24 protein-coding genes are annotated in these 23,065 nt (G+C 43.5%); all 24 read right to left on the bottom strand.

Annotated elements, in window-relative coordinates; all coding sequences use genetic code 11:
- Positions 1–13: 13 nt before the first annotated feature.
- The 24 genes from NIE88_RS09265 to NIE88_RS22605 all read right to left on the bottom strand — a co-directional run bounded on the left by NIE88_RS09265 (position 14) and on the right by NIE88_RS22605 (position 23,063).
- A complete protein-coding gene (locus NIE88_RS09265) occupies positions 14–1,657 on the bottom strand; it encodes a proline--tRNA ligase (protein ID WP_253061458.1) in 1,644 nt (547 codons plus the stop codon).
- 48 nt (positions 1,658–1,705) lie between these two features.
- Positions 1,706–2,968 (bottom strand): RIP metalloprotease RseP, encoded by a 1,263-nt coding sequence (gene rseP, locus NIE88_RS09270; RefSeq protein ID WP_253061460.1) that lies wholly within the window; start codon positions 2,966–2,968, stop codon positions 1,706–1,708.
- 20 nt (positions 2,969–2,988) lie between these two features.
- On the bottom strand, positions 2,989–4,137 hold the full coding sequence (dxr, locus tag NIE88_RS09275; protein WP_253061462.1) for a 1-deoxy-D-xylulose-5-phosphate reductoisomerase: 1,149 nt from the start codon (positions 4,135–4,137) through the stop codon (positions 2,989–2,991).
- A 13-nt stretch (positions 4,138–4,150) separates the two neighbouring features.
- Positions 4,151–4,945 carry a phosphatidate cytidylyltransferase gene (locus NIE88_RS09280; RefSeq protein ID WP_253061464.1) on the bottom strand — a complete coding sequence of 265 codons (795 nt, stop codon included), beginning with the start codon at positions 4,943–4,945 and terminating at the stop codon, positions 4,151–4,153.
- Positions 4,942–5,724 (bottom strand): undecaprenyl pyrophosphate synthase, encoded by a 783-nt coding sequence (gene uppS / locus NIE88_RS09285; RefSeq protein ID WP_253061466.1) that lies wholly within the window; start codon positions 5,722–5,724, stop codon positions 4,942–4,944. Before uppS ends, NIE88_RS09280 begins: the two co-directional genes overlap by 4 nt.
- Positions 5,725–5,829: 105 nt before the next feature.
- Positions 5,830–6,390, bottom strand: coding sequence for a ribosome recycling factor (gene frr / locus NIE88_RS09290; RefSeq protein WP_253061468.1), 561 nt, complete (start codon positions 6,388–6,390; stop codon positions 5,830–5,832).
- Between the two features lie 3 nt (positions 6,391–6,393).
- Entirely contained in the window at positions 6,394–7,119 is a 726-nt protein-coding gene (gene pyrH / locus NIE88_RS09295; RefSeq protein WP_253061470.1) for a UMP kinase, read from the bottom strand.
- Between the two features lie 364 nt (positions 7,120–7,483).
- Positions 7,484–8,365 carry a translation elongation factor Ts gene (gene tsf, locus NIE88_RS09300; protein ID WP_290446394.1) on the bottom strand — a complete coding sequence of 294 codons (882 nt, stop codon included), beginning with the start codon at positions 8,363–8,365 and terminating at the stop codon, positions 7,484–7,486.
- Positions 8,366–8,458: 93 nt separating this feature from the next.
- Positions 8,459–9,214, bottom strand: a complete 756-nt coding sequence (rpsB, locus tag NIE88_RS09305) for a 30S ribosomal protein S2 (protein WP_253061472.1) — start codon at positions 9,212–9,214, stop codon at positions 8,459–8,461.
- A gap of 149 nt (positions 9,215–9,363) precedes the next feature.
- The gene (locus tag NIE88_RS09310; RefSeq protein WP_253061474.1) at positions 9,364–9,963 is read right to left on the bottom strand and encodes a hypothetical protein; all 600 of its coding nucleotides are present in this window, start codon (positions 9,961–9,963) and stop codon (positions 9,364–9,366) included.
- A gap of 18 nt (positions 9,964–9,981) precedes the next feature.
- A complete protein-coding gene (locus NIE88_RS09315) occupies positions 9,982–10,734 on the bottom strand; it encodes a FliA/WhiG family RNA polymerase sigma factor (protein ID WP_253061633.1) in 753 nt (250 codons plus the stop codon).
- A gap of 40 nt (positions 10,735–10,774) precedes the next feature.
- The gene (locus tag NIE88_RS09320) at positions 10,775–11,257 is read right to left on the bottom strand and encodes a chemotaxis protein CheD (RefSeq protein WP_253061476.1); all 483 of its coding nucleotides are present in this window, start codon (positions 11,255–11,257) and stop codon (positions 10,775–10,777) included.
- Positions 11,254–11,868 (bottom strand): chemotaxis protein CheC, encoded by a 615-nt coding sequence (locus tag NIE88_RS09325; RefSeq protein WP_253061478.1) that lies wholly within the window; start codon positions 11,866–11,868, stop codon positions 11,254–11,256. The genes NIE88_RS09320 and NIE88_RS09325 overlap by 4 nt, the downstream gene beginning before the upstream one ends.
- A 4-nt stretch (positions 11,869–11,872) precedes the next feature.
- Complete coding sequence (locus NIE88_RS09330) at positions 11,873–12,343, bottom strand: chemotaxis protein CheW (RefSeq protein WP_253061480.1); 471 nt, start codon at positions 12,341–12,343, stop codon at positions 11,873–11,875.
- A gap of 12 nt (positions 12,344–12,355) precedes the next feature.
- A complete protein-coding gene (locus NIE88_RS09335) occupies positions 12,356–14,437 on the bottom strand; it encodes a chemotaxis protein CheA (RefSeq protein WP_253061482.1) in 2,082 nt (693 codons plus the stop codon).
- A 2-nt stretch (positions 14,438–14,439) separates the two neighbouring features.
- Positions 14,440–15,513, bottom strand: coding sequence for a protein-glutamate methylesterase/protein-glutamine glutaminase (locus NIE88_RS09340; RefSeq protein ID WP_253061484.1), 1,074 nt, complete (start codon positions 15,511–15,513; stop codon positions 14,440–14,442).
- Positions 15,510–16,397, bottom strand: coding sequence for a P-loop NTPase (locus tag NIE88_RS09345; protein WP_253061486.1), 888 nt, complete (start codon positions 16,395–16,397; stop codon positions 15,510–15,512). The genes NIE88_RS09340 and NIE88_RS09345 overlap by 4 nt, the downstream gene beginning before the upstream one ends.
- The gene (locus NIE88_RS09350) at positions 16,387–17,493 is read right to left on the bottom strand and encodes a flagellar biosynthesis protein FlhF (protein ID WP_253061488.1); all 1,107 of its coding nucleotides are present in this window, start codon (positions 17,491–17,493) and stop codon (positions 16,387–16,389) included. The genes NIE88_RS09345 and NIE88_RS09350 overlap by 11 nt, the downstream gene beginning before the upstream one ends.
- Positions 17,490–19,523, bottom strand: a complete 2,034-nt coding sequence (gene flhA, locus NIE88_RS09355; protein WP_253061490.1) for a flagellar biosynthesis protein FlhA — start codon at positions 19,521–19,523, stop codon at positions 17,490–17,492. Before flhA ends, NIE88_RS09350 begins: the two co-directional genes overlap by 4 nt.
- Before the next feature lie 18 nt (positions 19,524–19,541).
- Complete coding sequence (gene flhB, locus NIE88_RS09360) at positions 19,542–20,630, bottom strand: flagellar biosynthesis protein FlhB (RefSeq protein WP_253061492.1); 1,089 nt, start codon at positions 20,628–20,630, stop codon at positions 19,542–19,544.
- A 4-nt stretch (positions 20,631–20,634) separates the two neighbouring features.
- Positions 20,635–21,408: a flagellar biosynthetic protein FliR gene (gene fliR, locus NIE88_RS09365; protein WP_253061494.1), complete on the bottom strand. Its 774-nt coding sequence runs from the start codon at positions 21,406–21,408 to the stop codon at positions 20,635–20,637.
- An 18-nt stretch (positions 21,409–21,426) separates the two neighbouring features.
- On the bottom strand, positions 21,427–21,696 hold the full coding sequence (gene fliQ / locus NIE88_RS09370) for a flagellar biosynthesis protein FliQ (protein WP_253061496.1): 270 nt from the start codon (positions 21,694–21,696) through the stop codon (positions 21,427–21,429).
- A 15-nt stretch (positions 21,697–21,711) separates the two neighbouring features.
- On the bottom strand, positions 21,712–22,386 hold the full coding sequence (fliP, locus tag NIE88_RS09375) for a flagellar type III secretion system pore protein FliP (RefSeq protein WP_253061498.1): 675 nt from the start codon (positions 22,384–22,386) through the stop codon (positions 21,712–21,714).
- On the bottom strand, positions 22,383–23,063 hold the full coding sequence (locus NIE88_RS22605) for a flagellar biosynthetic protein FliO (protein ID WP_253061500.1): 681 nt from the start codon (positions 23,061–23,063) through the stop codon (positions 22,383–22,385). Before NIE88_RS22605 ends, fliP begins: the two co-directional genes overlap by 4 nt.
- Positions 23,064–23,065: the final 2 nt, after the last annotated feature.

The following is a 23,065-nucleotide window of genomic DNA, read 5'->3' on the forward strand; positions in this document are numbered from 1 at the left end:
AAAAATACAATCATTAATCGAGTGTCTCTAATAAATCGCTGATTGCTGAGGCCATTTCGCTTATCGAGGTCTCAACACGTTCTTTTTCTCTGCGCGCAGCAAGTTCAATGATATTTTCAGCTGCTTTTTTCCCAACAATCACCTGAACCGGGCAGCCAATGAGCTCACTATCGGCAAATTTAACACCCGGCCGTTCTCTACGATCATCCCAGAGTACATCATAGCCCTGATTCAGAAGCTGCTGATAAAGTTGATCGGATAATTTAAACTGTTCCTCATTTTTCGGATTGACTGTAATCAAATGAATGGTGAACGGTGCTAATGATTTAGGCCAAATCATTCCATTATCGTCATGATACTGTTCGCAGACAGCAGAAAGTGTCCTAGAAACTCCAATTCCGTAGCAGCCCATAATAAGCGGTTTCGCCTTTCCATCGGCATCTAAATACGTTGCATTCATCGCTTCAGAATATTTTGTCCCAAGTTTGAACACCTGACCAATTTCAATTCCTCGCGCAAATTTTATGATGCCTTGTCCGTCTGGTGACAGATCGCCTTCTTTAATAAATCGCAAATCATCATACTGCTGAATAGACAGGTCGCGATCAGGGTCAAGATGAAAATAAGTCGCATCCTCAGTTTTATTGTAAAAAGCGGTACGAGAAAGATGTTTCAAGGCATTATCAGCAAAAATAAGAACATCTTTCTCAGGGTTGATTGGGTCCGGATTTACATCTTCAAGCGGTTCAATTAAATCCGTGTTGAGCACATTCTTAACCTTAACGTCATTGATTTCATCTTCAGCTTTTATGAATACAACAACAGTATCTGTTCGTGTTTTAAACCAGTGTGCAGCAATCTTAATATCTCCGGAAATTTCTTGATTCCCGGATACCTTTTCCAGAGGCAGTGAATCACCTTTTTCAGATCCATCCGTCTCAAGCACCGCAGCCATTTCTAAATTGGCCGCATAATCGGAGCTGTCAGAATAAGCAATCGTGTCTTCGCCAATATCGGCCAATGCTTGAAATTCATGCGTATCCTTACCTCCGATCGCACCAGAATCTGCCAGCACTGCACGATATTTCAGCCCACACCGTTCAAAGATTCTGCAGTAAGCATGATACATATCCCAATAGGCCTTGTCCAAGCTTTCTGCCGAATCATGGAATGTATAGGCATCCTTCATGATAAATTCGCGTCCACGAAGCAAACCGAAACGCGGCCTTTTTTCATCCCGAAATTTCGTTTGAATCTGATAGACACTCATAGGCAGCTTCTTGTAAGAATTAAGAAAATCCCGAACTAAACTTGTAATCAATTCTTCACCTGTCGCACCGAGCGCAAAATAACGACCGTGGCGATCCTTGAGTCTCATTAATTCAGGACCATATACATCCCATCGTCCCGTCTCATGCCATAATTCTGCGGGCTGCATGGCCGGCATTAACAATTCCTGTGAACCTGTGCCATCCATTTCCTCGCGAATAATGGTTTCAATTTTTTTAATGATTTTATAACCGAGCGGCAAGTAAGAATAGATGCCGGCCGCATTCTGACGAATAAAGCCCCCGCGAAGCAGAAGCCGATGGCTTGCAGATTCGGCATCAGCCGGCTTCTCCTTCATCGTAGGAATGAACATCTGGCTCTGTTTCATTGTTAACCACCTCAAATCGTTGGAATCATTTTTTCCGTCAACCATTTACTAACGTGTAAAAAGGTTCTGCAGGTCATTCCACGTCACAAGCAGCATCAGCAGCATGAGAAATGCAAAACCGATAAAATGAACAAGCGCTTCCTTTTGAGGCTCAACAGGCTTGCCGCGCAGAGCCTCAATAATGAGAAATAAGAGCCGGCCGCCATCAAGTGCAGGAAGCGGCAACAGGTTAATGACAGCTAAATTAACACTGAGAAAAGCAGTCCAGTTTAATACGAAGAACAATCCTTGGGAAACCACTTCACCTGTTGCGTTATAAATACCGACAGGACCTGCCAAGTTATTCAAATTGAAACCGCCGGTAACAAGCATTTTTAAACCGACAAATTCCATTTTAATCCAGTAATAAGTTTGGGTAAATCCGGCACCGACTGATCCGAGAAACGATTGGCGCGTCGGTTGGTAGACGCCAATTACTCCTTCAGCCTTCCCATTCTCACCTTTGCGCTGCCCGGTAATCAAATTCACTTGCTTCTGTTCTCCATCACGTTTAATCGTCATATTTATTTTTTCTTTAGGGTGTTTTCCTACGTAACGAACAATATCATTCCAGCTGTTTGTCTGTTTTCCGTCGATCTCTAAAATGCGATCGCCGGCCATAAGGCCGGATTTTTCAGCAGGGTAACCTTGGATCACTTTGCCTAGCTGAGGATCGGCCGATGGGACACCTTGTATACTGAAATAAATGACAAAGATGACAACTGCCAAAATCAGATTCATAAACGGGCCGGCAAAAATAGTTAAAAAACGGGCCAGCAAAGGCTTCGAAGCAAACTGTCGATCACGCGGTGCAATTTGAAAATCTTGATTATCCGATACATACGTTGCATCTCGCTCAATAGCGTAACGGACGATCGGGCCCTCTTCTTCCTCATAGCCAGTGAGACAAAGTTCATTTTCCAAGTCGCAATGTTCAACAGTAATGAAGCGGGCATTTGGATATTTTTCAAGATGATCGCACACAATCCGTACGACACGATTGCGTTCATTCAGAAAAAAAGCAATATGCTGTCCGGGTTTAATCTCGATTTTTTCCGGATCTTCGCCCGCCATGCGCACATATCCGCCGATGGGAAGCAGCCTCAGCGTATAAACGGTTTCGCCTTTTTTGATCGCGAATAGTTTCGGACCAAAACCAATCGCGTATTCCCGGCACATAATACCGGAGCGTTTAGCGACGATCAAGTGCCCGAATTCATGAATGGACACGAGCAATCCGAAAATGATAATAACGATAATCAAAGTTTCCACGAGCGAGACACCTCTGCCTTTTAATTTATTTGATTCATAACAAAAGCTCGGGTTTCCTTATCAACAGCTTCAATTGTCTCTAAATCAGGTGCTTTAATGAGTTGATGCTGTTCAAGAGCGCGTTCAACATAGCGTTCGATATCGAGAAATGCTATTTTTTCCTGCAAAAACGCCTGAACTGCGATTTCATTCGCTGCATTCAATACAGTCGGCATCGACCCTCCGGCCTTGCCGGCTTGATAGGCTAATGATACGCTTGGATAGCGTTGCATGTCCACTTTTTGAAAATGCAGGCTTCCGATTTCCCATAAATTTAATGGTTTTGTTTGACTCAGTTTAAGGCGGGACGGATACGTGAGTGCATATTGAATCGGAACAAGCATACTTGGCAGACCCAGCTGTGCAATGACACTATGATCAGCATATTCAACTAATGAGTGAACAATACTTTCTCTGTGAATAACCGTATCAATTTTTTCATAGGACATATCAAAGAGCCAATGGGCTTCAATGACTTCCAGACCCTTATTCATCATCGTTGCCGTATCAACCGTTATCTTTGCTCCCATCGACCAATTGGGATGATTCAGAGCATCTTTTATCGTTACGTCCACAAGATCTTCTCGTTTTTTATCTCTAAAACTTCCCCCGGAGGCGGTGAGGATGAGTCGCGATACCGCCGAACGATCCTGTCCCTGCATTGATTGAAAAATGGCCGAATGCTCACTGTCAATCGGAAGAATGGGAACACTAAAATCTGCTGCCCGCTTCATCACCAAATGCCCCGCAGTAACCAAAGTCTCTTTATTTGCAAGACCAATCGTTTTCCCAGCTTCTATTGCCGCAAGTGTGGGTTCAAGCCCTACGCTGCCGAGAACAGCGTTTACGAAAAAATCGGCTTCTGGAAAAACAGCTGCTTCAATCATCCCCTCAATGCCATAAACGAGCCTGATCCCATCATCGAGCTGAATTTTCAATTTATCCGCAACCTGCTTATCCTTAACCGATACTAATTTAGGCCTGAATTCATGGATGAGTGGCAGAGCTGTATCGATGTTCTTACCAAATGCCAGCGCGGCAACTGAAAATTGATCCGTGTGTTCACGAACAACCTTTAGCGTCTGAATTCCAACCGATCCCGTTGCCCCCAGCAAGCTGATTTTCTTCACAATACAAACCTCCTCATCCAATAAATCCCAATACATAGAGTAACGGAAGTACAAAGATCAAACTGTCAAATCGATCCAGCATGCCGCCATGACCCGGTAAAATCGTACCCGAATCCTTTACATCATAGAACCGTTTAATCGCCGATTCCACCAAATCACCAAGTTGTCCGAATAATGAGATGAGCAAAGCAACCGCAAATAACATCAGCCATGACCCGAATAGCAGATGACTTCCAATAATCAGCTGAAAAAGTGCCGCCACAAGTAAAGCGGCAATTACTGCCCCAATCGAGCCTTCTCTAGTTTTATTTGGACTGATGTATGGCGCAAGTTTATTTTTGCCCAGTTTGCGTCCTACAAAGTAGGCTCCGCTGTCCGTTGTCCAAATAATAATTTGAACAAATAGGGCAAGGGCAAGACTGTCGAAACGAATGCGGACAAGTAATTGGAACGGAATACTTATGTAAAAAACGGCAAGAAACAGGTAGGCAGATCGGGCAAATGAAAAACGATTTTTAGTCACAACGTTAAAACTTACGAACAAAAGCGCCAAAAATACAATCAGCTTTGGCCAGATGAAATGAAAAATAGTCGGAGAGATCCACTCACCGCAGACAATGACTGCCACGGCTAATGCACCGGTAAGAACTTCCGGCGAATAGGCGGACAGTTTATTCATTTCAGCAAGCTCAAGATAACTGATTACAGCTATTGCCGCTGCAAGAAGCGCAAAAGGAATGGAACCGATCCACAACAAAGCAAGATAGAAAGCACCCGCCAAAGTCCCTGTAATCACTCTTTGTTTCAACTGTCTTCGCTTCCTTCCGCTAAACCGCCAAACCTACGCTGCCGCGCCGAAAATACATGCACAGCCTCTTGCAGACTGCGTTCGTTAAAGTCGGGCCAAAATTCTTCTGAAAAGTAGAGTTCCGTATAGGCAAGCTGCCAGAGCATAAAATTGCTTAATCTGATTTCTCCTCCGGTGCGGATTAACAAATCAGGATCTGGCAGAGCAGGACTCATCATGTGTTCCGCGATCTTCTGCTCGGTTACATCTTCAAGGCTGAGGTGATGATCACTCACTTCTTGAATAATATTCTGGACAGCATGAACAATCTCAGCATGGCTGCCGTAATTAAGCGCAAAATTCAAGATCAATCCGGTGTTGTTTTCTGTGCGCTCAATTGCACTTTTGACAGCTTGCAGTGTATAGGCCGGAAGACGGGACAGATCACCCATTGCCTGAACTTGAACATTTTGTTCGACTAATTCAGTCAAATAGGTTGTTAAAAATTGTTGTGGCAGTTTCATCAAAAATTCCACTTCTGCTTTTGGCCGTTTCCAGTTTTCTGTTGAAAAAGCAAAAAGAGTGAGAACCTTCACGCCAAGCCGATCCGCTTCTTTCGTAATCCTTTTAATCGTTTTCATTGCTTCGCGATGTCCGGCAATTCTTGGCAGTCCTCTTTTTTTTGCCCAACGTCCGTTTCCGTCCATGATGATCGCGACGTGCTCCGGCACTCTGCCGGATTTCGTCACATGATGCGGACTCTCCGTTTTTCCCTTATGTAAGGAAAACTTCTCAAACATTGATTTTCCCCCATTACTGATACTGAACGTTCAGACGCAGTTTATAAAAAACAAACGATACATCTTGAACCTGTTATATGGTGTCAGTTTGGTTTATTTCTTGCCTTAAATGTCCATCATTTCTTTTTCTTTTTCCGATGCAACTTGATCAATCGTCTTGATTGTATCATTGGTCAATTTTTGAACATCGTCTTCGGCTTCCCTTACATCATCTTTGGTCAGTTCATTGTTTTTCGCCATTTTCTTAATTTGATCATTCGCATCACGTCGAACGTTGCGAATCGCGATCTTGGCCTCTTCAGCCATCTTGCGTACAAGCTTTACGAGTTCCGCTCGTCTTTCTTCAGTTAATGGAGGAATAGCAATTCTGATCACATTGCCGTCATTTGTCGGCGTAATGCCGAGATCTGATTTCATGATCCCTTTTTCAATATTCGACAGAGCTGTACGATCATATGGCTGTACGAGCAGCAAACGTGCTTCTGGAACTGTAATTGAGGCCACTTGATTCAGCGGCGTTTCAGCTCCGTAATAGTCAACAGTTACTTTATTGAGCAGCGACGGATTCGCCCTGCCTGCACGAACAGTGACCAGCTCACGCTGAAAAGCTTTAACTGCTTTCTCCATACGATCTTCAGCATTCTTAAAAAGTTCCGACTGAGTCATTGATTATCGCCCCTTTACGACAGTGCCGATGTCTTCTCCCAAAACGGCACGTTTGATATTTCCTTCTTCAGAAAGTGAAAAGACAATCAGAGGAATATCGTTATCCATACTCAGTGAAGAAGCAGTGGAATCCATAACCTGGAGTCCTTCATTAAGAACACGCAGGTATGAAATTTCTTTATATTTTTTCGCAGTTTTATCAACTTTTGGGTCAGCAGAATACACGCCGTCCACGTTATTTTTTGCCATTAAAATCACATCGGCTTCAATTTCTGCAGCGCGCAGAGCAGCTGTGGTATCTGTCGAGAAATAAGGATTGCCTGTACCGGCAGCAAAGATAACGACACGCCCCTTTTCCAAGTGGCGAATCGCTCTTCTGCGAATATAGGGTTCGGCTACTTGCCTCATTTCAATTGATGTCTGAACACGTGTTTCCACCCCGATGCCCTCAAGACAATCTTGAAGTGCGAGTGCATTGAGGACGGTAGCAAGCATCCCCATATAGTCCGCCTGCGCGCGATCCATACCCATTTCACTGCCTGCCTTGCCTCTCCAAATGTTTCCGGCACCGCAAACAATAGCTACTTCAACGCCCAGTTCAACTACATCCTTGACTTGCTTTGTAATCGAACGGATAATGCTTGGTTCAATGCCAAAACCGTTTGCACCAGCAAGCGCTTCTCCACTCAGTTTCAAAATGACCCGCTTATATTTCGCCTTTTCCGGCATGCTCCATTGCACCTCTCATTGACTATTTTTAGAAGACTTGACTTTCAAGTCTTCGGTAATGGTAAAGTCGCCGTCGCAACAGCTACGGAGGACCTAGTATCCGGTTCATCACAGGGAGTACTTCCCACGACGCAGTCACTTTCGCGTTGCATACAGGACGCACGCGTGCTTAGCGAAAGCTCCTTAGTTCGCTGGGCCACTCACACTAAATTTAACTATACTTTCTTATTTGTGTAAAAAATGGGACACGTGACCCGTGCCCCATTGTCATTCCTTGCTCTGTTTCACCGGGTGTTGAAAACCGTAAAACGGCTATTTGACGGTTATTATTTATCGTCTTTCAACATTCACCTTACAGGCGCAATTACTGTTTCATTTGTGCTTTCACTTCATCAACGAAGTTATCTTCCTTCTTTTCGATACCTTCACCTACTTCATAACGCACAAAAGCAAGAACGTCGGCATTCTTGCTCTTCAAATAATCCTTCACAGTGACGTCACCGTCTTTAACAAACGGTTGATCAACAAGGCAAATTTCTTTGAAGAATTTTTTTAATCTGCCGACAACCATTTTTTCGACGATATTAGCCGGTTTTCCTTCGCCAAGTGCTTCCTGTGTCAGCACTTCTTTTTCATGAGCAACAACATCAGACGGAATTTCATCTTCCTTCAGATATTGTGGGCGAATGGCGGCCACATGCATAGCAATATCTTTTGCAACGGCCTCATCAGCACCTGACAGCTTCGTCAAGGCTGCGATGCGCCCCCCCATATGCAGATAAGAACCGAATACTTCAGCATTGGTTTTTTCTACAATTGAAAAGCGTCGCAAAGAAATTTTTTCACCGATTTTGGATATGGCAGCCGTAATCGTATCGGCAACGGTTTCCCCTGCTGTCATCTTCTGAGTAAGCGCTTCTTCTACAGTAGCAGGCTCATTATCTAGCAAATGCTGAGCAAGCGCATCAATAAGTGCCTTAAACTCTGCATTTTTCGCAACAAAGTCTGTTTCAGAATTCACTTCAAGAGCAACAGCTTTATTACCGTCTATTTTAATCTCTGTTAATCCTTCGGCAGCAATACGGCCGGATTTTTTTGCAGCCTTAGCCATACCCTTCTCACGGAGCACATCGATCGCTTTCTTAATATCACCTTCTGCATCAGCAAGCGCACGTTTGCAATCCATAATTCCTGCGCCTGTCAGTTCACGTAATTCTTTTACTTGTTTTGCACTAATTGCAGCCAATGAGAATCCTCCTTTTTATCTTTCCTAAGTTTTCGTGAAAAGAGTGATAAAGGGCTAGCCCCTTATCACCCCAATAAATGCTTTAACCTCAAATTATTCTGCTTTAACCGGTTCCTCAGCAACAGTCTCAGCCGGTACTGGCTCAGCAGCGGCTTCTTCTGTTTCTTCGCCTTGGTTTGCTTCCAAAACTGCATCTGCCATCTTACCCGTCAACAGTTTCACAGCACGAATCGCGTCGTCATTTCCTGGAATGATAACGTCGATTTCATCCGGATCGCAGTTTGTATCAACGATCGCGATGATCGGAATATTCAATTTATGTGCTTCGGCAATCGCAATGCGTTCCTTGCGCGGATCAATGACAAAAAGCGCTTGCGGAATGCTCTCCATATCTTTAATACCACCCAAGAATTTTTCGAGACGCGCCCATTCCTTCTTTAATCCGACGACTTCTTTCTTCGGCAGTACATCAAAAGTGCCGTCTGCTTCCATTTTTTCAATATCTTTCAGACGTCTGATTCTCTTACGAATTGTTTCAAAGTTGGTCAGCGTGCCGCCCAGCCAACGTTGATTCACAAAAAATTGACCGGAACGTTCAGCTTCAGCTTTAACAGAATCCTGGGCTTGCTTTTTTGTTCCGACAAACAGAATCTTTCCGCCGTCAGCAGCAATATCTCTAACGAAATTATAGGCCTCTTCAACTTTCTTAACCGTTTTCTGCAAATCAATGATGTAGATACCATTTCTTTCCGTAAAAATATACGGCTTCATTTTTGGGTTCCAACGGCGGGTCTGATGACCGAAATGCACGCCGGACTCAAGTAATTGTTTCATTGAAATAACTGACATGAAAAAAGTTCCTCCTAATATGGTTTTATTCCTCCGCCTGCATCATTTTCGTGTGCGGCTGAATCGCTCCAGCACCCGCGCATAAATTAACAAACGTGTGTGATTGACACCAAACGTAACTATATCATACTCCAAACAACATAGCAAGATTAGAATTGAACTTTTCCTTGTAATTTAAGCAACAGTTCAATCTCGCCGGTTCCACGATTCATCGCTTTAGCAATTTCCGTAACTGTATAACCTTTATTTTTTAATTTTATTGCTTTCAGATATGGGGATTCTTCGATTTGATCCTGAATATCCTCGGTTGGAGGCACCCATCCCTCGGTATTGCCCTTAAAAGGAACAGATGCGTCTGCTTTTCTGCTCACCGATTCTTCCGTAGATTGCACCAATTCAGCGTTATTAAGCGTTTCGGCAAACGAATGATCTGATTCCTCCGCCCCCGATTCATTCGTTTTCGGTGCAGCCGTTTTTGCTTCAGAACCTGCTTTTCGTCTACGTTTCGGTTTCAATACGTTTGTTCGCTCCGTTGTCTGTTCCATCAATAGTGCCCTTACCTCTGAAAGAAATTGCTCATTTTCCATACGAACTGCTTCAATGTGTTCGGCAAAGTACTTCTCCGCTTCTTCACTGTTTCGCGATGACAGATCATGTTGCAGAATTCTAATTCTTTGATAAAGATTCAAAATGAGATACAGGGCTAAAAGCAACACGACAAAATTAAGTGTAATCCAAAAAGCTGACAATGCATTCACCTCGCTTTATTATGTAATTCTCATTTCATTGGCACTGAGATATTGGCGTAGTTTAAAAAGCGCTTTGCTATGAATTTGCGAGATGCGTGAAGTCGAGAGATTTAATATCTGTCCAATTTCAGTTAGCGTAAGCTCTTCAAAGTAGAAAAGAGAGACAACTAACCGTTCTTTCTCACTGAGTTTATCAATTTCTTTAGCAAGCTGTGCTCGATTCTCCTGATCCACCAAGCGTTTTTCCGGAAGTACTGCATGATTATCCTCAATTGAGGATGATGGGAATTCACCGCCTTTTCCTGATGATCCGTCATCAAGTGAAAGCAAATTTGAGAGCAGACTTTCTGATAAAACCTGAGATACTTCTTCTGGAGACAGGCCGCAAACATCGGCTACCTCTTCAAGTTTGGCAGAGCGCATTTTTTCTTGCTCGATTTGTTCCGCTGCCTTTTCAATTTTTTTGCTTTTCTCACGTGTTGATCGTGGCATCCAGTCCTCTTTGCGCAATCCATCTAAAATTGCTCCGCGAATTCGAAATGATGCGTACGTATCAAATTTTAAATCTCTCTGACGATCAAATTTTTCCAAAGCATCGTAAAGGCCAAGTAATCCGAAGCTTTGGAGTTCGCCACGATCGATATTTCGCGGCAGTCCAGATCCAATCCGCTGCACGTGGTAATTGACGAGGGGCATATAGAGTTCAAGAAGACAATTTGCAGCCTCTGCATCATGGGACTGAACCCAGCGGTCCCAATACTTTGATTCCATGGTTTCGGATTTTCCCAATTGCCTTCCCTCCTTTACTTGGCTAAATGATACTTTTCCCCTTAAATATAGCATGAATCGTCAAGTTGCAGGTTTCCGTCAAAAATTCAACAGTTCGTCCATAATCAGCACCCGTTTCCTCTGCAACTACCGGAATATGATGGGCGCATAACTGATTCTTTACTGCTTCCACATTTCTGCTTCCTATACTTCCCAATGGGGCCATTCTCGTCGTCTTAAACATCTCTGCACCACCGGCAATTTTTGCCTTTAACTGAGAAACAGGGCAATCATAATACTCCGTCATTTTTTTTAATAATGCCGGAACAGCAGTATCCGCGTATTTTCCAAGCGGATATGTTGTTGTTCGGGCAAGCGATGAATCAGGCAGCATGACATGAGCCATTCCGGCAATTTGCTTCTGATCATGGTAAATCACAACCCCGACACATGATCCTAATCCAAGTGTTTTCAATGTTTCCGGACATTCAGCGAATTTAATTTCAGATAGACCGACATGAATCACTTGGAATACTTCCCTTCTGCAATGGAGAAAATCACATCCAGAGAATCGGGAAAGGGCAGGAATAAAAATTCACCATTCAGCCTGTTTCCTTTCTGTCGATCAAAGAGAACAGCATCAATGAGCAATGCCGATTCATCATAAAGAGACAGTTCCACCAGACCCTCGCTCAAAATTGCTCCCGCCATGTCCACTGCATAGATCGGTGGCGACTGCGTGAGAGGAACACCGAGAAAAGCTGACAAAGCTGACAAGTAAGAGCCACAAAGAATATTGCTGATTTCGCAAAATGCTGATTTGCCCATGGCATCGTCAACTACATTGCTTCCGGGAACCAATTCTGCAATTAGCGTGTTCGCCTGATCAACAGTAAACATCATGAAAAAGAATCCTCTGAGTCCGCCATCTACTTGAATGTAGGATGCTGCAACATGTTTTTCAGCATCTGCATCAATTAATCCCGCAATAGGCATTACGTGAACGGAAGGTATGCGCATATCAATCGGTTTATTCAGTAAAACCGATAAAGAAGAAGCAGCATGCGCAGCACCGATATTTCCGGACTCTTTGAGCAAATCAAGATGTACGGTACGCAATTCATTTAGGTTGTGCATGAGGTCAACCCTCTATTTTCTGCAGATCTGCAACATCATCCTGATTAAGCACTTGATTAAGATTTAGAAGAAGGAGCAGTCTGTCTTCCCCAATTTGGGCAACGCCATTTAAATAGTTTGCAGATGGCCCTCCAATCATTTCTGGAGCTTTTTCAATTTTACTTGTTTCAATATCAAGAACTTCTTTAGAAGCGTCTACAAGAAGTCCGACGTTCATTTCTTCCACGTCAACGACAATGATCCGGCTTTCATTTGTTAATTCCGAATCGCCCATTTGAAAACGCTGACGAACATCGACAACAGGTATAATTAATCCTCGTAAATTCATCACGCCTTCAATAAACGGGGCAGCTTTGGGGAGGCGAGTAATGTTATCTACTTTTTCAATGGACAACACTTGTTCTACTGGCACTCCATACGTTTCAGAATTCATTTCAAATAGTATAACCTTCATATTTTCTTCCTGATCTGCCATGTGACACCCTCCTCAAGCTTGTTCTTTCAGATATTGTTTTTTCTGTTTCGTGATCATTACCTGGCAATCAATAATCAAGGCAACCTTGCCGTCGCCGAGTATCGTCGCGCCCGAGAATCCCGGTACTTTCTTTAAATACTTGCCGAGCGGCTTCACAACAATATCTTGATAGCCAAGCAATTTATCTGCAATCAATGCGACATGCTTGCCGTCATGATGAACCATAACCACGGATGAATTTCCATTTTCGTCCTCTTGACTGCCGTCCTTAATTTCAGAATGAATGGATAAATAATCCTTAAGATTAACGAGAGGCACAATTTGTTCATGGTACTGCATCACGTTCCGATCGTGAATCGTCAGCATTTCAATATTGCGTGTTAGCGCAGTCTCAGCAATTGAGGAGATGGGAACAGCGTAAACTTCATTGCAGCACTGCACGAGAAGCGCATTGATAATTGATAAAGTCAACGGCAATTTTACCGTAAATTTTGATCCGCGGCCTGGTGCAGAATCCACTTCAACCGTTCCACTTAATGAGTGGATCTTGCTTTCAACCACGTCAAGACCTACGCCGCGACCTGAAATGTCGGAAATTTTGTCTGCGGTGCTAAAACCGGAAGCAAAGAGCAGATGGTAAACATCTTTATCGGTCAGCTTCTTTGCCGCTTCTTCGGTAACGACATTTTTCTCAATTGCCTTGGAAAGTACCTTTTCCCGATTTATACCTGCGCCGTCATCCTCAATTTCCACAAAGACATGATTTCCGCTGTAGAAAGCGCTGAGTGACAGTGTTCCTTGCGGATCTTTTCCTTTTTCTTTCCTAACTTCAGGCGTTTCAATGCCGTGATCCATTGAATTTCGAATCATATGCATAAGCGGGTCGCCCAATTCTTCGATCACGGTGCGATCCAGCTCGGTTTCAGCGCCCTTTATAACAAAATTAACCTTTTTATTAAGCTCTTTAGAAAGACTGCGAACCATTCTTGGAAAACGGTTAAACACCTGTTCAATCGGCTCCATACGCAAATTGAGAATGGTTTCCTGAAGCTGATTTGAAACACGTTTAATTGTGCTTACTGTACCCTTTAGATCTGTGTTGTCAATTTCGGAGGAAATTTTTTCAAGTCGTCCGCGATCGATGATCAACTCTTCAAATAGATTCAACAGCTGGTCAATTCGGTCGAGATTCACGCGAATCGTTTTAGCCACAGCTACCGGTTGATGTCCACTCGCGGATTTATTAGGTATCGGCATTTGTTTTTTCTGCTTCTTCGAACCAATCTCCTGCGCCTGTGGCCCCTGTTCAACCGGCTGTTTTTCTCCTACAGTAGTTATAGGCGTCACAGTTGCTTTTGCAATCTCAGAAACTCCGTTTATTTTTTCCAGGACCTGTTGCTCTTCGGCATCCGTTGCGATTAGAAAGACCAACTGTTGGTCAAATGCTTCTTTCTCAATTTCTTCTGTCGAGGGTCTTGTGCCGATGATCGTTCCAATCTCTTCTACAGCATTGGAAATCATTAATGCCCTTGCTGCTTTGAGCACACAATCCTTATTTAATGAAATAACGGTTTCAAATACATGCATTTCTTGCGCCTGAACTTGTGAAATCACATCTTTTTCATAATCCGTTAGCTTTATCGTTTCGCCATGGATAGACGCATTGGCATTTTTCGGTTTTGTTTTCTTTTCTGCTTGGTCCGAACTGGTTTGGTCTCCCGAAGTGATGGCCTGAAGTTTCCGAACGGTAGCGGCTACATCACATGTATCACTGCCTGTCTGTTCAATCGAGTCCGCCATTGCTTCCAGATGGTCCATTCCTTCAAAAAGAACATCGATCATCTCTGAATTGACACTAATGTTCTGATGACGAAGTGCGTCGAATACATTTTCCATGATGTGCGTCAGTTCCATCATGTTTTGAAAGCCCATTTGTCCGGAGCTTCCTTTTAATGTATGTGCAGATCTGAAAATACTGTTAATCAGTTCAGGATCATCCGCATTTTGCTCCAGCGTCATCAACTTATCATTCAGATTTTGCAAATGTTCTCTTGCCTCGTCAAGAAACACGCCTAAATATTGACTCATGTCCATGATTATTCATCTCCCTGTAATCCGAATTGACTGCAGATCGCTTCGGAAATATGGTATAGAGGCTGAATTTCATTCACTTGTCCAGTCTCAATCATTGCCTTTGGCATGCCAAACACTGTACAGGTCTCTTCGGACTCAGCGATGGCGTGCACATAATTTCCTGTGGCACATAATTCGGTAAAGCCTTTTGCACCGTCTTTACCCATTCCGGTAAGTATTGAGACAACATAAGAATAACCACGCAATGCCGCGAGTGATTGCAGTGTAACATCTATAGACGGCCGTACACCATTTACTGGCGGTGATTCTGAAAGACGAACTTTAAGACGCATACGCTCATCCTCTTCAATCAGCATATGCAAGCCGCCGGGTGCAATATAAGCGTGTCCATTTTTAAGCAACTCTCCTTCTGCTGCCTCAGTTACAGAAAGAGGCGACATTTGATTGAGCCGTTCAGCGAGTGATTTTGTAAATCGAGGCGGCATATGCTGAACAATGAGAATCGGCGCGGGTAGGCTGCTGCTTAATTTAGGAACAACAGACTGCAATGCCTTCGGTCCGCCGGTAGAAGTACCAATGAGTACAATGGGAGAGCTGTTTAATGAATTGATTAACAAATTTTGTTGCGATACCTCTAATTCGTTCTTCGTTCGTATGGGCTCTTCCACTCTAATTTTTGATACTGCCGCCTGTCTGATTTTCGCCTGCAGCTCATGTTCAATATGTTCCAAATCAGAACGTTTCCCAGACGGCTTAAATATAAAGTCAAAAGCGCCTCTGCTCATCGCTTCAATGACATAATTTGCGTTCTCATCCGAGGCACCGCTGACCATAATCGTCGGTGTAGGCTGCAGCCCCATAATGTCATTTAAAACCCCAAGACCGTCTTTATCTCCCGGCAGAATGATATCAAGTGTGATCACATCAGGATGATAGCGGAATAATTTCTCAAGGGCATCCTTGCCGTCCCTGGCAACTGCTACCACTTGCAGCATAGAATCCTCTTCAATCATTGCCTTAATCGTTTGCCGCATAAATGCTGAATCATCAACAACGAGCACTTTGATCGGATTCATCGCCCGTTCCTCCCTAGCAGCCCAAAATATTTTCTGACTTTATCCGTGAATGTTGCCGTTTTTCGATGACTTACCTGTCCCATACACTGAGCGAGAAAGGAACGAGCAAGCAGTCTCATATGAATACAATAGCGAGCGCGCGGCCTGCTGAGCATACACGGAATCTGTTTTCGCACGGACATCAGAAGATCATGATCTCTTGGTAAAGAAGCAAGCCAAGTCGGTGAAGTACCTAAAAACCGGTCAGCAACCGACGACAATCGTTTCCATGCATCAATGCCTTCCCTGCGATTAAAGATTTGATTAACAACACAGGAAATCTCCAAATCTTTCTTCAGAGCATACACCATTTTCATCAATGAATAGCTGTCTGCCATAGCCGGCGGTTCAGGCGTCGTGATTAAAATCAGACGATTTACCGCAAGCATAAAATGAAGCATATCCGTTGATGCACCTGCACCAAAATCCAATAGAATGAAATCAAATTGTCGTTTCATTTGATCAAGCTGTTCTAAAAAAAAATACAAATAATTTTGATTCATATGAAACAGGCTGGAAAGTCCAGTACCACCCGCGATGAATGAAAGATTTGGTGTCACGACCATCTGAACATCCTGAAACGGCAACTTGCTCTTTATTGCGTTTACAACATTATTTCTTGCATTCTTATCGATTAACTGTTCGATATTTCCCATCCCGACATCCAGATCAATAATCAAAACTTTTTTATTCAATTCACCAAGTGCCAAGGCAAAATTGACACAAAAAACGGACTTTCCAACTCCGCCTTTGCCGCTTGCAACACCAATGATTAGCCCGGTCTGTGATGTATCTTTTTCTTGGGAAATGCGCATTCTTAATTTTTCCGCCTGATCATTCACCATTTGAATCACCCAATAACTGATTAATCAATTCTCGAAGATTAGGATTGCTTAAATCATCAGGTACATCTTGCCCGTTTGTTATGTATGAAACAGTTAACTGCCGATGTTTCAAAAGCATACTGATTACTGACCCATAAGATAAAGTCTCATCCATTTTAGTGAGAATTAAATGTGAAAGATGCAATGAGTCAAACTGCTCGATCACCATGTTCATATCCTCACATTTCATCGTTGCTGAAAGGACTAAAAACATGCCGATTTGAGATTCATCATGAATCAAGCGAATTAATTCGTTTATATAAGCGCCCTTCTTAAAGTTACGGCCCGCAGTGTCAATAAAAATCTGATCAAAGTGAGCAAGTTTTTGCATCAACTGATGAAAATCGCCATCTGTGTAGGCAATTTCAATAGGCACGCCGAGAATATTGGCATACATCTTTAATTGATCAATAGCGGCGATTCTGTACGTATCCGTAGTAATAAAAGCTATTTTTTTCCCTTCATCCAAGACTGCGCGACTCGCAAGTTTGGCCAAGGTTGTCGTCTTGCCGACGCCGGTCGGCCCAACGAGCATAATATAGCGATCATGAAGCACAGATGCTTGAAAACGCGTTGGATCAAGATTTTGGATTAGCTGCCCTTTTAAAACCTGAACCATTTCTTCTCGGGTCATTCGCTCGTCACTTTGATACCATTTTTTGATCAAAACCTGTGTCAATGCGTCTAGATCATGGTTCAGTACACCCTGCTCTAAAAGCTTGCCGCGTAATTCTTCAACGAAAACTGGTGCCGAAAAAAAACGATCCACTTTTTTATTTACGCGTCTAAATGGCATTCCGCTATCGGCCGGTGAATGGTGGTGCGCCATGACTTCCTTATCTCTTACATCGGTTATTTTGCTCGGTTTATTAATCTGCATATCCATTTCAGCATCACTGGCGGCCAAAACCTCGACATTCTCTTTTTTGAACAAATTGAAAAATTTACCTGTGGTCACTTTTTTTGTATGGAAAATAACCGCATCGCTTCCCAATTCCTGTTTTACTTTTTCAATTGCTTGAGCCATCGTTGGTGCAATAATCTTTTTCATTTTCATGCTGCGCTCAGCACCCCAATGCTTTGAACTTCAACATTCGTCTCTAATTCGTTGTAAGATAGAACCCGAACATTAGGAAAATACCGTTCGGTTAACTGACGGACATACATACGTACTGCCGGTGAACAGAGTATAACGGGATCACTTTCCAAGTCCGTCCATTTTTCAATAGAAGCAGACAGATTCTTGAGTAATTGCGATGTCGTCGGTCCATCTAAAGCAAGAAAATTTCCATGCTCTGTTTTCTGTACGGAATCAGATACTTTCCGTTCCAAGTCGGGACTTAGTGTCAGAACCTTGAGCGTTTCTCCCGGATTTGTAAACTGTTCTGTAATTTGTCGCGACAATGACTGACGGACATACTCTGTCAGCAAGCCTGTCTCTTTAGTCATCTGTCCATAATCCGCCAGCGTCTCAAAGATAATCGGCAAATTTCGAATTGAAAGGTTTTCCTTCAAGAGATTAACCAATACTTTTTGTACATCACCAACAGTTAAAGGATCCGGTACCACGGCATCGACCAGAGCCGGATACTGCTCTTTTAAATGATCAACAAGCTGCTGTGTTTCCTGCCGCCCGACAAGTTCATATGCATGTTTTCTCATGATTTCAGTCAAATGAGTTGATACAACAGACGGAGGATCAACCACCGTATAACCTGCCAACTCTGCCTGCTCTTTCGTCTGTTCATCAATCCAAAGTGCTTTAAGCCCAAAAGCAGGCTCCAAAGTCTCAACCCCCTTGATTGACTCATCGTCAATCCCCGGGCTCATCGCTAAATAGTGATCCGGAAGTAGTTCGCCCTTAGCAACTTCGCTCCCGTTGATTTTTATTCGATAACTGTTTGGTTCAAGCTGTATGTTATCGCGAATTCGAACAACCGGCAGCACAAACCCGAGTTCCAGCGCCAATTGACGCCTGATCATGACGATTCGATCAAGTAAATCCCCACCCTGTGAACTATCGGCAAGAGGCACAAGTGCATAACCAAATTCAAATTCAACAGGATCCATATGTAAAAGGTTCATCACGTTTTCTTGACTTTTAAATGTTTCCTCAGCTTTTTTGTCCTCTTCCGCAGCCGCATCCTGCGCGACATTGCCTCTACGTCTGCGAATAAGCAGACCAGAAACAACGAGAACTAATGCGATCGGAAGCGTAGCTAACAGACCGATCGGTGTCAGTCCTAAAATAAAAATGACGCAGCCGGCAATAATCAGCATGATCGGGTAGGACAGGAGCTGGTCTGATACTTCTTTACCCATGTTGTTCTCAGATGATGAACGCGTCACAATAATACCCGTGGCTGTTGAAATCAGCAAAGCAGGTATCTGGCTGACGATTCCATCACCCACCGACAACAGGCTGAAGTTCTGTGCCGCGTCGGCAAGACTCATTCCTTGCTGCATAACACCGATGATCATACCGACAATCAGATTAATAGCTACAATGATCATGCTGGCAATGGCATCACCCTTAACAAATTTGCTCGCTCCGTCCATCGCCCCGTAAAAGTCGGCTTCGCGTGTTATTTTTTCTCGCCGCCGCTTAGCTTCTTGATCGTTTATCAGTCCTGCGTTCATGTCGGCATCAATACTCATCTGCTTTCCCGGCATGGCGTCTAAGGTAAAACGAGCAGCTACCTCAGCCACACGTTCAGCACCTTTCGTGATAACGATGAACTGAACAATAATCAGGATCAGGAAAACGACAAGACCGACAATAATATTTCCTTCAACAACAAATTGCCCGAACGCTTCGATAACACGGCCGGCATCACCTTCAGTAAGGATTAAGCGGGTCGTTGACACATTAAGTGCGATTCGGAACAGAGTCATAATCAACAGCAGTGAAGGAAATACCGAGAAATCGAGAGATTCCGTTACATTAAGTGTGACAAGAAGAACAACAAGAGCAAGCGAAATATTTATGATGATCAAGAAGCTCAGTAAAGATGCCGGCAGTGGAATAATCAGCATCATCACAATTAATACAACACCAATCATCACAATATAATCTCTCGTTTTCATCGATTTCCTCCTTTCCGATCAGGCTTTGCCTTTTAAACGGTATACATAGGCAAGAATCTCAGCAACCGCTTTGAAAAATTCCTCAGGTATGCTGTCGCCGATCTCAAGATGATGGTAAAGCGCCCGTGCAAGCGGCTTTTTTTCAACAATAACAATCTGATTTTCTTTGGCTATTTCCTTGATCCGAAGAGCGATAAGATCCGCTCCTTTTGCGATCACTTTCGGCGCGTTCATTTCTTTCGCGTCATACTGCAGTGCAACGGCAAAATGTGTCGGATTGGTAATAATGACATCTGCGTTCGGCACTTCCTGCATCATACGGTTGAGTGCCATCTGCTTTTGCCGTTCTTTAATCTTTGATTTGATTTGCGGATTTCCTTCAATGGTTTTGAATTCATCCTTAATATCTTGTTTCGACATGCGCATGTTCTTCTCATAATCATATTTTTGGTAAAGATAATCAAGCAGAGACAGCGCAATCAGCGCAATTGAAACAGCAATACCCATGTTCAGCATGATCTGCGACAAAGTACGAACACTTTCTGTGAGCGGCTGACTGGCAGATTGGGCAATTGATTGACGATTCATCCAAAGAATGACAAATGTGATCATTCCAACGAAGATAATCTTGAGCATTGATTTTAGTAGTTCGACAATCGCACGCAACGAATAGGTTCGTTTAAGTCCTTTAAGCAAGCTGATTCGTTCTGATTTAAACATCAATGAATCCGGCAGAAAAAGAAAGCCTACTTGAAAAATTTGCGATGCCGCACCGACAACCAAGGCAATGATAAGAGTCGGCAGAAGCAATTTCAACACTTGAATCGAAAGATCGGAGAACATCTTGTGCACATTCTGCTCAGTTACGGACATATCCAAATTTACATTAAAGAACTGCCCCATCATTTTCGCAAGCTGTTCAATGACTCCGCCACCGGCAAAGCGAAAATATAAAAAGATAGCAAGCATACTGACAGCCGTACACAAATCAGCACTTTTAAAAACCTGTCCCTTTTTCCTGCCCTCTTCACGTTTATGCGGCGTTGCTTTTTCCGTTTTTTCACCTGCGAAGTATTGCAGGTCTACTGAGTAGCGCAGCTTCGTCATCCATCTAACTCCCTAAAAGGCGCATAAAATCACTGAATATTGACGTCATGGATTCAAAAATAATTTGAAACAGGCCGATCAGCGATGGAAAAACAACCAGCATCACAGCAAAACCGACAAGCAGTTTAAGCGGCAGACCAACAACAAATACATTGATTTGCGGCACAGTCCGCGCGACTAGTCCAACGGCCACATCAACAAGAAAAAGGCATCCGACAACAGGTATTGCGAGCTGTGCTGAAATCAGAAACATTTGTGCTGTGACACGAGCAACAAATTCAGCGGTGGAGCCGCTGTCAAACGCAACACCAAGCTCGTTCACTCGTATCAATTGAAAGCTGTAGAGAACACCATTGATCAGCATATGATGCGCATTAACGCCAAGAAAGAAAAGCAACTGCAGTACATAAAGAAACTGACCGGTCAATGGTGTCGGTACTCCGCTTTCAGGACTGATCACGTTCGCAATCGCAAATCCGATCTGCATATCAATAAATGCTCCGGCAAGCTGTACGGCATAGGTAATGATCCCGGCAACAAATCCCATGGTCAAACCGACAAGGATCTCTTTCATCAAAAGCAAAACGTAGCGTCCGTCAAGAGGAACAGACTGGCTGTTAAGCAGAGTCACATCCACCAGCAATGCGAGTGCCGCTGCAAGCCCGATTTTCACCGGTGCGGGAACCGTCCGATATGAGAAAATAGGCATCGTAACAATAAAACTTGTCATTCGCGCTAAAATTAACAGAAATAATGGGATCGCATTAACTAGTGACAAGGCTTCTCAATTCCTTTTCTATCGAATAAAATTCGGTAGATTTGCAAAAATATTTTGAGCGAATGCAAGCATTTTTGAAAGCATCCATGGCCCGAACAAAATTAATCCAAACAGCACTGAAACAATTTTCGGTATGAATGCCAGTGTCTGCTCCTGAATCTGAGTTGCCGCCTGAAAAATACTGACAATCAGGCCAACCACAAGTGAAAGAACGAGAATCGGGCCGCCGATCATTAATATCGCCATAACGCTTTGATCGGCAATGGACAGGATCATTTCAGAACTCATCGTACCTCACCTTTCTCAAAAACTCTTAAGCAATGATTCGACGATCAGATACCAGCCATCTACCATGATAAAGAGAAGAATTTTAAAGGGCAGCGAAATCATGACCGGCGGGAGCATCATCATACCCATTGCCATCAAAATACTTGCCACTACCATATCAATGACCAAAAAAGGAATGAAAATCATAAAGCCCATTTGAAAAGCCGTTTTCAATTCACTGATTGTAAAAGCTGGAACCAATGCGGTAAGCGGGATGGAACTTACCTTTTTCGGCTGCTTATACTTTCCATAGTCAAGGAACAGCTGCAGATCTTTTTCCCGTGTCTCTTTTGCCATAAATTCCTTTATGGGTATCTGGGCTCTTGTCAGTGCCTGCTGTTGCGTAATCTCTTTCTTCATGTAAGGCTGCACCGCATCAGTATTGATTTGTCCGTAAACAGGAGCCATCACAAAAAAAGTTAGAAACAGCGCCAGGCCAACAAGAACCTGATTCGGCGGCATCTGCTGGGTCGAAAGCGATGTCCGGACAAAGGAAAGGACAATAATGATCCTCGTAAAACAGGTCATGAGCACCAAAATGGCCGGAGCAAGCGAAAGCACGGTCAATACAAGCAGCAGCTGTAAGGTTGTTGCAACATCCTGCGGCTGACTCGTGAAAAAATCAGCGGATATACCGGGTATACTGTTCATTTTTTCACGACCTCCCGAATCAGAGCACTTAATTTCTTGGAACGTTCTTTATTTGCCAAAATCAGCTGCTGATGAAAAAGCTGGTTGCCGGTCATTGGTGGTTTTTCTTGTTCCCTCTTCCTCGCAGTCGAGCGGCGAAGTGCGTGATCCGTCGTCCATTTTAAAGCCTTCATCACATTCTCTTCAAAGGGATCTGGAGCGTCTGATTTCTGAGTCAGTGCTTCAATGACTTCCGGGTCCTTAATTTCTTTGAGCAGTTGAACCGTTTCGCCCACACCGACGACAAGAATTTCATCTCCGACACGAACCAATTGCAAGGAACGATTGGTGCCCAGCGAGACGCCGCCCATGTTTTTCAGAGCTGCGACTTGAGCAAATCTTCCTGAACGCTTCGCGACGAAATGATACAGCAAGTAAATCAGTGCGAGTACGATCAGTAAAGCAAAAAATAATTTAATAAAAGTAACGAATAAATTCGTACTGGTACCGGTCACTGATTTTGTTTTTTGAGTGTCGCTGCTGTTCGGCGATGTTTTTTGCGCTTTTTGTCCGTTTTCAATCCAATCCTTAACGGTGCCATTCTCAGAATCCGCATAAGAAACAGAGCTGTGGCCGACGCAGAAAAATATAAGAATGAAAAGCGCAATAATCACTTTAAACCAATGAGACTTCTTCACAG

Source organism: Sporolactobacillus shoreicorticis, from assembly GCF_024125445.1.
Taxonomy (GTDB): domain Bacteria; phylum Bacillota; class Bacilli; order Bacillales; family Sporolactobacillaceae; genus Sporolactobacillus; species Sporolactobacillus shoreicorticis.